10 protein-coding genes are annotated in these 10,609 nt (G+C 72.7%); 5 read left to right on the top strand and 5 right to left on the bottom strand.

Going from position 1 to position 10,609, the window contains the following annotated elements; all coding sequences use genetic code 11:
* Nucleotides 1-64: 64 nt before the first annotated feature.
* The 3 genes from AB0F58_RS27400 to AB0F58_RS27390 form a co-directional block, all read right to left on the bottom strand.
* The gene (locus AB0F58_RS27400) at nt 65-733 is read right to left on the bottom strand and encodes a thymidine kinase (protein ID WP_357148900.1); all 669 of its coding nucleotides are present in this window, start codon (nt 731-733) and stop codon (nt 65-67) included.
* An 87-nt stretch (nt 734-820) separates the two neighbouring features.
* Nucleotides 821-2,206: an MFS transporter gene (locus tag AB0F58_RS27395; RefSeq protein ID WP_357148820.1), complete on the bottom strand. Its 1,386-nt coding sequence runs from the start codon at nt 2,204-2,206 to the stop codon at nt 821-823.
* Nucleotides 2,207-2,222: 16 nt separating this feature from the next.
* Entirely contained in the window at nt 2,223-2,984 is a 762-nt protein-coding gene (locus AB0F58_RS27390) for a glycerophosphodiester phosphodiesterase (protein WP_357148817.1), read from the bottom strand.
* 118 nt (nt 2,985-3,102) lie between these two features.
* Between AB0F58_RS27390 and AB0F58_RS27385 the strand changes: the two genes are divergently transcribed.
* The 3 genes from AB0F58_RS27385 to AB0F58_RS27375 are packed head-to-tail and all read left to right on the top strand — an operon-like array spanning nt 3,103 to nt 5,845.
* The gene (locus AB0F58_RS27385; RefSeq protein WP_357148814.1) at nt 3,103-3,780 is read left to right on the top strand and encodes a hypothetical protein; all 678 of its coding nucleotides are present in this window, start codon (nt 3,103-3,105) and stop codon (nt 3,778-3,780) included.
* Nucleotides 3,781-3,818: 38 nt separating this feature from the next.
* Nucleotides 3,819-5,477, top strand: coding sequence for a hypothetical protein (locus AB0F58_RS27380; protein WP_357148811.1), 1,659 nt, complete (start codon nt 3,819-3,821; stop codon nt 5,475-5,477).
* Between the two features lie 20 nt (nt 5,478-5,497).
* Nucleotides 5,498-5,845: a hypothetical protein gene (locus AB0F58_RS27375; protein WP_357148809.1), complete on the top strand. Its 348-nt coding sequence runs from the start codon at nt 5,498-5,500 to the stop codon at nt 5,843-5,845.
* A 28-nt stretch (nt 5,846-5,873) separates the two neighbouring features.
* On the opposite strand, the gene AB0F58_RS27370 is transcribed toward AB0F58_RS27375, so the two are convergent.
* On the bottom strand, nt 5,874-7,013 hold the full coding sequence (locus AB0F58_RS27370; protein ID WP_357148806.1) for an ionic transporter y4hA: 1,140 nt from the start codon (nt 7,011-7,013) through the stop codon (nt 5,874-5,876).
* A gap of 173 nt (nt 7,014-7,186) precedes the next feature.
* Nucleotides 7,187-7,966, bottom strand: a complete 780-nt coding sequence (locus tag AB0F58_RS27365; protein WP_357148803.1) for a lysophospholipid acyltransferase family protein — start codon at nt 7,964-7,966, stop codon at nt 7,187-7,189.
* A gap of 193 nt (nt 7,967-8,159) precedes the next feature.
* On the opposite strand from AB0F58_RS27365, the gene AB0F58_RS27360 reads away from it, so the two are divergent.
* Both AB0F58_RS27360 and cydB read left to right on the top strand, forming a co-directional pair.
* Nucleotides 8,160-9,572 carry a cytochrome ubiquinol oxidase subunit I gene (locus tag AB0F58_RS27360; RefSeq protein ID WP_357148800.1) on the top strand — a complete coding sequence of 471 codons (1,413 nt, stop codon included), beginning with the start codon at nt 8,160-8,162 and terminating at the stop codon, nt 9,570-9,572.
* 15 nt (nt 9,573-9,587) lie between these two features.
* Complete coding sequence (gene cydB, locus AB0F58_RS27355) at nt 9,588-10,586, top strand: cytochrome d ubiquinol oxidase subunit II (RefSeq protein ID WP_357148797.1); 999 nt, start codon at nt 9,588-9,590, stop codon at nt 10,584-10,586.
* Nucleotides 10,587-10,609: the final 23 nt, after the last annotated feature.

The raw sequence follows: 10,609 nt of genomic DNA, 5'->3' as shown, positions 1-10,609 counted from the left end.
GGCGCGGCGAACGGATCCCTCGATCACGTTCTGGTCACGGTGCCCGCGCGGGGCGGGTGTCGGGTCAGTCGCGGGGGCCGAGGTCTCCGGTGCGGTGGTGCCGGCGGCAGAGCACCTGGTAGCGCACCCGCGCGTCGGGGACGGTGTCGCCGATGACGACCTGTTCGCCTTCGCGCACCACCCGTCCGCCGACGACCCGGGCGTTGAGCAGGCCTTCCCGGCCGCACCAGCAGAGCACCTCGACCTGGATGCGGGCCACGGAGTCGGCGAGTTCGAACAGCCGCTGCGCGGCGGGGAAGAAGCACGACCGGAAGTCGGTGGCCAGGCCGAAGGCGAACACGTCGACGTCGTCGTGGTCGACCAGTTCGGCCATCTGCTCGACGTGGGCGACGCTGTAGAAGGACGCCTCGTCGCAGATCAGGTAGTCGATGCGTTCCCCGTCGGCCCACCGCTGGCGCACCAGGGCCCGCAGGTCCAGGTCGTCGGTGACCTCGATGGCGTCGTGGGCGAGGCCGATGCGGGTGGTGACCCGTGGGCCCAGGGACCGGTCGATGCGGGTGGTGACCAGACCCCGGCGGCCCTGCCGGGCGTGGTTGTAGTTCATCTGCAGGGCCATCGTGGACTTGCCGCAGTCCATCGGCCCCCAGAAGAACTTCAGCGCCGCGGCGTGCAGCGGCCGCCCGTCGGCCCCGCGCGCGGCGGCGCAGACGGGGGTGTCCTGCTCGCCCGGCAGGGGGCGGGCCAGGCAGGTGGGGGCGGCGGGGTCGAGGTCGGTCACGGTCGGGCAGCCTATCCCATCGACCCACGCCGATCGGTTTGGTCAGAGGACGCGCGGCGGGGTGTTCCCGGCGGCGATGATGGCCCGGCGTACCGGCACCGCCGCGAGGAGCAGGAACCCGACCACGAAGAAGATCAACAGGGAGACCAGTCCGACCCGGTAGGAGTTGGTCAGCTGGAACACCAGCCCGAACGCGAGGGGTCCGAGCCAGCTGGTGCCCTTGTCGCTGATCTCGTAGAAGCCGTAGTACTCGCCCTCCCGGCCGGCGGGGATCAGCTGACTGAACAGCGACCGGCTCAACGCCTGGCTGCCACCGAGCACCAGACCGATGCCGGCGCCGAGCGCCATGAACGGCACCGGCGCCTCGGCGGGCAGCCGGAACGCGGCGAGGATCACCACCGTCCACAGCACCAGCGACAGCAGCACCGTCTTCCACGCCCCGATCCGGCGGGCGAGCGCGCCGAGCAGCAGCGCCCCACCGAAGGCGAGGAACTGCACCAGCAGGATCGTCACGATCAGCGTGGTCTGCCCCAACCGCAGCTCCTCGGTGCCGTACTGGCTGGCCAGGGCGATCACCGTCTGGATGCCGTCGTTGTAGACCAGGAACGCCAGCAGGAAGAACAACGTCAGCGGGTACGCCTTGACCTCCCGCAGGGTCCGCCCCAACTGGCGGAACCCGTCGACGAGCACGTTGCCCCCGGCGACGGTCGCCGCCACCGACGGGTGTTCCCGCAGCCACCGCAACGGCACCAGGGTGAACAGCGCCCACCACAGCCCCGCCGACACGATCGACCAGCGGGCCAGGTCCAGCGTGCGCTGGGCGGTGCCGTCGCCCAGGGAGTTCACCACCACCAGGTTCACCGCCAGCAGCAGCCCGCCACCGAGGTAGCCCAGCGCCCAGCCCCGGCTGGAGATCGCGTCACGGTCGTCCGGGCCACCCAGCTGCGGCAGGAACGAGTTGTACACCACCACCCCGGCGCCGAAGGCGATGTTCGCCACCACGAACAGCGCCCCACCGAGCAGGTAGCGGTCCCCGGTGACGAAGAGCATCGCGGTGGTCGCCCCCGCACCCAGGAACGCGAACCCGGCCAGCAGCGGCTTCTTGTGCCGGGACCGGTCGGCGACCGCCCCGGTGACCGGCAGGACGAACACCGTCAGGAACACCGACAGCGACACCAGGTACGGGAAGTACGACCCGGCGGCCACCTTCACGCCCAGCGGGTACACGTACCCGGAGCAGTTGTCCGCGCCGAGCTCGCAGCCGGCGGCCACCTTGGTGATGCTGGTCAGGAACGGTCCCAGGAACACGGTGATGACCGTGGTGGAGAACGCCGACATCGCCCAGTCGTAGAAGTACCAGCCGGTGCGTTCCCGGCGGGTACTCGACGGTGGGGTGCGCTCCGCCGGGGCGGCGAGGGTCTCGGCCATCAGGTCCTCGGATGGTTCAGGCGGCCCAGTGGCCGCGGCTGCGGTAGACGTCGCGCAGCGCGCCGACGTGATCGGTCATGATGCCATCCACACCCAGGTCCAGTAACTCGTGCATCTCGTCAGGTTCGTCGATCGTCCAGACATGCACGTGCAGACCGAGTCGGTGGGCGTACCGCAGCAGCCGCCGGTCGACCACCGGCATCCGCCCGTAGCGGACCGGAACCTGCGCGGCGACCACCGACGGCGGCAACCGCAGCCGCTGCCCGGTCAGCGACGCCCACCGCAGGCGGGCCACCCCCCGCATACCGAGCGAGGTGGCGATCTTCGGACCCGCGAGGACCCGCAGCCGGGCCAGTCGGGCGTCGTTGAACGAGGCGAGCAGCACCCGGTCACCGGCCCCGGTGCGGTCCACCGTCGCCACCGTCGGCCGCGCCCCGCCGTCGGCCTTGACGTCGATGTTGAAGCGGATCTCCGGCCACGCCGCGAGGACCTCGTCGAGGCGGGGCACCACGGCAGCCCCACCGACCCGCACGGTGGCCAGGTCCGCCCAGCGCAGCGCGGCGATGCGTCCGCGTTCCCCGGTCAGCCGGTCGAGCGTGGCGTCGTGGAAGACCACCGGGACGTCGTCGGCGGTGGCGTGCACGTCGGTCTCGAGATACCGGTAGCCGAGCGCGACGGCCCGGGCGAACGCCGCGACGGTGTTCTCGTCGCCCTGCGCGGCGCCACCCCGGTGGGCGAAGGCCAGCGGAGCGGGCGCGTCGAGGTAGGGGTGGGACACGCCGGCAGTATGCCTCCCACCGGTGGCCGGCGGACGACCGGCCGGAGGCCGCCACGTCCGGTGCCGGACATCGGACAGTCCGTGCTCGTCCGGCTGTCGACCGCACCACACTGGCCGGGTGGACCTTCGTAACGACGTCCGGCACGGACACCGCTGGCGGGTCACGCCACCGGACGTCCCCCTGGCCGCGTCCCCGCTGGACCCGCTGCCCGCCCGGCTGACCGTTGCGACGCCGACCGCGCCGGCCGGGACACGCCGGCGACCCGAGGTGGTCGCGCTGGTCGCGGTGGTGCTGCTGGCCGGCAACGAGTGGACGGTACCGAGGGCCCGTGACTGGGCGCAGGCGCTACCCGGCGGCGACGGGCTGCTGGAACTGCCGAGCCTCCTGGCGTACCTCGTCGCCGACTGGCTGTCCTGGCCGTGGTGGCTGCTGCCCTCCGCCGATCTCGGGGCGGGGTTCTGGCTGGTCGAGACCGGCCGGGTGGTGCTGTTCGTGGCGGTGGCCGCCGGCCTGCTGCGCCGGGTCGCGGAGACTGTCCCCTCCGGCCCGGTGCGCGCGGTGGGCATGCTCGGCGCGGTGACGGTGTCCGCGGTGCTGGGCACCGTCACCGCGGTCGCCGCCCACGCCCTGTTCGCCACCAGCGGGGCCGATGCCGTGGACGTGATGAACCAGGTGAACCGGGCGATCGTCGGCGGGTTCGCCATCGGCGTCATCGTGGCCTGGGCCGGTACCCGTCGTCGGCGCCCCCCGACGGAGGACCGCTCCGACGCGGTCGACCTGCGACGGTGGCGGTGAGCCCGGGACCGGGCCCCCGGCGGCCCGCCGACCCCGACGTGAACGCCGACCCCGACGTCGCTGACGACACCGACGTCGACGCCGGCAGCGACGCCACCCGCTACCTCTGCGTCGCCGCGCACACCGACGACGGGTTCGCCGACCGGGTGCTGGCCGAGGTACTCGACGACGATCTGCGGGCGGTCGCGCCGTCGGTGGGCTTCGACCTCGACCCGGTGGTGCGACACTGCCTGGCCGCCCGCCGGCGGCGACTGCGCCGCGACGCCGCCCTGACCGTCACGGGACTGGCCGCGGTGCTGCTCGCCCCGGTCTGGACCCTGCTGGCCGGGGTCACCATGCTGGTCGGCACCTCCCTGGCACCGTCGCGCCCGACCCGGAACGGCCCCGCGCTGCCGGTGCTGTCGATGCTCGCCGTCGGGCTGACCAGCGTGCTGCTGATCGTCCAGCTCGACATGCCCGCCTCCGCGGACGGCGGGCTGTCGCTGGCCGGCCGGCCGGTGCCGGCGCTGCTGGCCGGTCTCGCCGCGTACGCCGTGCTCGCGGCACACCTGTTGGGCACCCGCCGGATCCTCGTGGGGCGGCTGCGCCGGGAACGGTTCCATCCGGAGCGGCCCGTGCCGGGAGAGGCCGACAGTTGGTCGGCGCCACGCCGGCGGGTCATCGCCCGCGCCCAGCACGGCAACGTCACCGTCTACGGCGGGTACGCCCCGTTCGTGGGGCACGGCACCCCGGTGGCCGGCTGGTCGTTCGCGCTGCCGATCCGTACCGCCGACGGCGCCGCCCGTCCGGTCGCGGCGGACGGCTCCACCGCCGGGGACGTGCCGTTCACCGTGGTCGAGCTGATCGACCACGTCCGGCAACGGCTGGCCGCGTTGACCGCCGACGGTGACGGCACCGACCGGCTGGCCGGCCTGCGCCTACAGGACCGGGTCTTCGTCAGCGGGGAGGCGCTCACCGGCGACTCCCGTTTCCTGCCGAACCGGCAGGACGCACCCCGGCAGCGGATGACCGGGCCGGAGATCCACGCGGTGGCCGCGCACCCGCACGGCGCGGCCCGTCACTATCTGTGCGCGCTGGTGCCGTCCTGGGGCGGGGAGGTGGTGGCCAGCACCTTCCTGCACTTCTCCACCGATGGCCGGCTGCTCTACCTGGAGTGCGCGCGGGCGGTCCTGGAGCCGCCCCGGCAGGGCTACCACGACGTGGACCGGCTCACCGAGTGGCTGCCGGCCGGGCAGCTGGTGCAGATCCTCGCCACCGCCGCGCAGCGGCTGCTGCCGACGGCCCTCGGCGCGCCGGTGCGGCTGCTCGCCGCAGCGGTGCACCGGCTGCGGCGCGACCGGCGACGGGCCCGCAACCGGCAGGCCGTCCGGGAGGACCTGGGCCACGACTACGGCGCCCACACCGGCGTCCGGGAGCTGGCCGCCGGCGCCACCTACCACAACTACTTCCAGGTGCTCGACGCCGCGAAGCACCTGAAGGTCGTCGAGCGGCACGTCCTCGCCGCCATCCTCGACCTCCTCGACGCCCGGGGTGTGGACACCACCGAGTTCCGCAGCCGGCAGACGACCATCCTCAATCACGGGGTGGTCCAGACCGGCGGGTTGAGCGTGGTGACCAACCAGGCGGTCGGGCCCGGCGCCACCGCCGGGCAGCGGGTCGGTACCGCCGCCCCCGCCCCCCGCCCCGGCACCCCCTGAACCACCCGGAAAGGAAACCCATGCCCGAGTCGGTCAACTACGGCATCCAGCAGTCCGGCGGCGTCAGCCAGGTCGGCAACCAGGCGGTGGGCCCCGGGGCGTACGCCGTCGGTGGCCGCCTGTCCACCTCGTCGGCCGACGTGGACACGTTGGTGCGGCGGCTGGTCGAGGCCCTCGACACCCACCGCGACGAGGTGCCGGAGCCGGCGCGACCCACCGCCGTCGCCGTCCGTGACGTGCTCACTGTCCCGGACGCCGACCCGGCCCGGGTCCGGGGCCTGCTGGAGCGCCTCGCGGTGCTGGCCGCGCCGGTCGCGCCGATCACCGCCGCCGTCACCGAGCTGCTGAAGGTGGTCCACCCCGGCTGAGCACGGCCGGGGTGCACGGCGCCCGGGGTCACGGGTTCGTGGCGAGGAACAGGTAGCTCGCGCACAGCGACAGGTGCACCCAGGCCTGCAACAGCGTCGCCCGGCCGGGCATCACGGTCAGGATCCCCACCACGGCGGTCAGGCCGAGCAGCACGATCTGGGTGGCCCCGAGCCCCAGCACCAGCGGCCCGTCGAGCCAGAGCGAGGCGATCGCGATCGCCGGGATGGTCAGTCCGATGCTGGCCATCGCCGACCCGAGGGCCAGGTTGAGGCTGATCTGGGTACGGTCCCGGCGGGCGTTGCGGGCCGCGGCGAGGGTCTCCGGCAGCAGCACGAGCAGGGCGATGACCACGCCCACGACCGGTCGGGGCAGCCCCGCGTCGGCCACCACCGCCTCGATGGTCGGCGACTCGACCTTCGCCAGCCCCACCACGGCGACCAGCGCGACGATCAGCAGCGCGAAACTGACCAGGGCGGTGTTCATGGGCGGCACCGGGGCGTGTTCGTCGTCGCCCACGGCGGTGCCGTCGTCGCCCTGGCGCGCCGGCGCGCGGACCTCACGCGGCGGCGGGAGGAAGTAGTCGCGGTGCCGCACGTTCTGCACGAAGACGAAGGTCGCGTACAGGAACAGCGACGACACCGCCGCGAACGCCAACTGCGGTCCGGTGAACGCCGACCCCGGGCTGCCGATGGTGAACGTGGGCAGGACCAGGCTCAGGGTCGCCAGGGTCAGCACCGTCGCCAGGGCCGCGCCGGTGCCCTCCGGGTTGAACACCACCACCCGGCGACGCACCGCCGCCAGCAGCAACGACAGCCCGACGATCCCGTTGCAGGTGATCATGACGGCGGCGAAGACGGTGTCCCGGGCCAGCGTGGCGGTGTCCGGGCCACCGGAGACCACCAACGTGATGATCAGTCCGACCTCGATCACGGTCACCGCGACGGCGAGGATCAACGACCCGAACGGCTCCCCGACCCGGTGCGCGACGACCTCCGCGTGGTGCACGGCGGCCAGGACCGCGCCGGCCAGCAACACCACGACGACGACTTCCAGCGCCGGCGGCAGGCTGCGGCCCCAGACCGCGGCCAGGGTGACCACGGCCAGCAGCGGCACCACCGTCGCCGGCGCCAGGGCGGGAAAGCGGGTCGGCTCGGTCGAAGCGGCCATGGGTGCCTCCACGGTTCGGCGCGGACCGGATCCGCCGCCGGGTACGGCCGGCAGCCGGAACCGCTCACCGTCGGCCCAGGGCGGGACGCGACCGGGGCGACGGGCGGCCGCCCGGTCATGATCGTAGCGGAGCGGGGCAGGTCAACCCGGCTACCGGTGCGGTAGTCCCCGGTTCAGGGACGCGCCGGACGTCGCCGGTGCAGCCGGCTCGTGTCGGCCGGCCGACCGGGATCGACGTGCCGGGGCCGGTCGGGTTCGTCCGGACGCAACGGCACCAGCGCGTCGGTGACCGCGTCGATGATCCGGTCGGTGGCCCGCCGCGCCGCACCCGGCGCCGCCGGGTCCACGTCGGCCAGGTCGACCGGCGGACCGAAGTGCACCCGGATCACCGGCCGCCGCCACAGCGCCCGCCACACCGCGCCCACCATGCCCTTCGGCGCCCGGTAGGGCAGCACCTCGTGGGAACCCCACTGGGCGACCGGCACCACCGGCGCGCCACTGGCGAAGGCCAGCCGGGCGGTGCCGGTCTTGCCGCGCTCGGGCCACATGCCGGGGTCCAGGCCGATGCGACCCTCCGGGTAGACCAGGATCACCGACCCGGCGGCGACCGCCTCGGCGGCGTCGTGCAGCGCCCGGCCCACCGCCGCGGTGCCCCGGTCGACGCGGATGTGCCCGGCGTGGCGCATCGCCGCGCCCAGGACGGGTGCCCGGAACAACCCGCCGGTGGCCATGAACCGGGGGGACACCGCCCGGGTCCGGCAAGCGGCGGCCAGCACGATCGGGTCGAACGGGCTGATGTGGTTGGCGGCCAGGATCAACGGACCGGCCCGCAGCCGGTCGGGTACGTCGCCGCTGACCTCGAAACGGGCCAGGGCGCCGACCGCCAGGCGGGCGGCCAGTTGCGCGGCGCGCCACAGCGACGGCGCCCGCCAGGGGGAGTGGGGTGTCTCCATCAGCGACCGATGGTCGCACGGACGCGCCAGCGGCCGACCGCCGGGCGGCGGCGCGGGACGGCGGCGGGGGCGACCGGCCGGGGTGAGCAGGGTCATCGGTCCCGGGACGGTTCGGGCCGTCCGACCCTGCCGACAACTCTACGACGCCCGGTAGTATTTACTACGTCTCGTAGTACGACCTGGGGGGTTCCTGGTGGACGCGTTGGACGTCGCCCGCTGGCAGTTCGGTGTCACCACCGTCTACCACTTTCTCTTCGTACCACTCACCATCGGCCTGTCCGTCCTCGTCGCCGTCCTCCAGACCATGTGGCACCGCACCGGCGACCAGCGCTACCTCAAACTCACCAAGTTCTACGGCAAGCTCTTCCTCATCAACTTCGCCATGGGCATCGTCACCGGCATCGTCCAGGAATTCCAGTTCGGCATGAACTGGAGCGACTACTCCCGCTTCGTCGGCGACATCTTCGGCGCCCCCCTGGCCATCGAAGCCCTCGTCGCCTTCTTCCTCGAATCCACCTTCCTCGGACTCTGGATCTTCGGCTGGGACCGCCTCCCCAAACGCATCCACCTCGCCACCATCTGGGCCGCCGCCATCGGCTCCACCTTCAGCGCCTACTTCATCCTCGCCGCCAACTCCTGGATGCAGAACCCCGTCGGATACCACATCAACCCCGACACCGGACGCGCCGAACTCACCGACTTCCTCGCCGTCCTCACCAACAAGGTCGCCCTCATCACCTTCCCGCACACCATCGCCGGCTGCTTCCTCGTCGCCGGCAGCCTCATCGTCGCCGTCGCCCTCTGGCACCTCATCCGCCACCCCGAGCACGCCGACACCCCCACCTACCGCTTCGCCGCCCGCTTCGGCGCGCTCGTCACCCTCGCCGCCACCGCCGGCGTCCTCATCACCGGCGACATCCAAGGCAAGATCATGACCGACGTGCAGCCCATGAAAATGGCCGCCGCCGAAGGCCTCTACACCACCGAGAGCCCCGCCGCCTTCAGCATCCTCACCGTCGGCAGCCTCGACGGCAGCCGCGAGATCTTCGCCCTCAAGATCCCCTACCTGCTCAGCTTCCTCGGCACCGGCGACCCCCACGGCACCGTCCAGGGCATCAACGACCTCCAGGCCCAATACACCGCCCAGTACGGCCCCGGCAGCTACACCCCGATCATCCCGGTCACCTACTGGAGCTTCCGCATGATGATCGGCTTCGGACTCGCCGCCGCCGCCATCGCCCTCTGGGTCCTCTGGGCCCACCGCAAGGGCCGCACCCCCACCGGAAAATGGCTCCTCCGCGCCGGCCTCGCCATGCCCCTGCTCCCACTCGCCGCCAACAGCTTCGGCTGGATCTTCACCGAGATGGGCCGGCAACCCTGGATCGTCTTCGGCGAAATGCTCACCCGCGACGGCGTCTCCCGCAGCGTCAGCCTCACCGAGGTCCTCACCAGCTTCACCGCCTTCACCATCGTCTACGCCACCCTCGCCGTCATCGAGGTCCGCCTCCTCATCCGCTACGCCAGAAACGGACTCCCCGACACCGAGCCCCCCACAACCGACGACGACACCGACGACACCGACCGCCCCCTCGCCTTCGCCTACTGACCCCGGAGCCCCGCCGTGGACCTCACCACCGTCTGGTTCGTCCTCATCGCCGTCCTCTTCACCGGCTACTTCATCCTCGAAGGCTTCGACTTCGGCGTCGGCGCACTCCTACCCGTCCTCGCCCGCGACGACCGCGAACGCCGCGTCATGATCAACACCATCGGACCCGTCTGGGACGGCAACGAGGTCTGGCTCATCACCGCCGGCGGCGCCATGTTCGCCGCCTTCCCCGAGTGGTACGCCACCCTCTTCTCCGGCTTCTACCTACCCCTGCTGCTCATCCTCCTCGCCCTCATCGTCCGCGGCGTCGCCTTCGAATACCGCCACAAACGCCCCGAAGCCACCTGGAAACGCCGCTGGGACACCGCCATCACCCTCGGCAGCCTCATCCCCGCCCTCCTCTGGGGCGTCGCCTTCGCCAACATCCTCCGCGGCGTCCCCCTGGACGCCGACCACGAGTACACCGGCGGCCTCCTCGACCTCCTCAACCCCTACGCCCTCCTCGGCGGCCTCACCACCACCGCCCTCTTCCTCACCCACGGCGCCGTCTTCACCGCCCTCAAGACCACCGGCGACATCCGCCACCGCGCCCGCACCCTCGCCACCCGCCTCGGCACCCTCGCCGCCGCCCTCACCACCACCTTCCTCACCTGGACCCTCACCATCCGCGGCAACACCACCGCCGTCATCCTCGCCACCACCGCCACCGCCGCCCTGCTCGCCGGCCTCACCGCCGCCCACCACCGCCGCGAAGGCTGGGCCTTCACCGGCACCGCCACCGCCATCGCCCTCACCGTCGCCACCCTCTTCACCGCCCTCTTCCCCAACGTCCTGCCCTCCACCGGCGACCCCGCCGGCACCCTCACCGCCACCAACGCCGCCAGCACCCCCTACACCCTCGAGATCATGACCTGGGTCGCCGCCGTCTTCACCCCCGTCGTCCTGGCCTACCAGGGCTGGACCTACTGGGTCTTCCGCAAACGCATCGGCGTCACCCACATCCCCACCCACTGACCCCCACCACCCAACCGGCCCCC

It is taken from the genome of Micromonospora sp. NPDC023956 (assembly GCF_040639195.1).
In the GTDB taxonomy this organism is placed as follows: Bacteria; Actinomycetota; Actinomycetes; order Mycobacteriales; family Micromonosporaceae; genus Micromonospora.
Note: the sequence above shows the minus strand (reverse complement) of the source record. Positions and strands in the feature narration are given on the sequence as shown.

Bases quoted from the DNA above. Each gene is read 5' to 3' on its own strand.
- AB0F58_RS27375 (WP_357148809.1), top strand. From the start codon at position 5,498: ATGCCCGAGTCGGTCAACTACGGCATCCAGCAGTCCGGCGGCGTCAGC.
- AB0F58_RS27395 (WP_357148820.1), bottom strand. From the start codon at position 2,206: ATGGCCGAGACCCTCGCCGCCCCGGCGGAGCGCACCCCACCGTCGAGT.
- AB0F58_RS27370 (WP_357148806.1), bottom strand. From the start codon at position 7,013: ATGGCCGCTTCGACCGAGCCGACCCGCTTTCCCGCCCTGGCGCCGGCG.
- AB0F58_RS27365 (WP_357148803.1), bottom strand. From the start codon at position 7,966: ATGGAGACACCCCACTCCCCCTGGCGGGCGCCGTCGCTGTGGCGCGCC.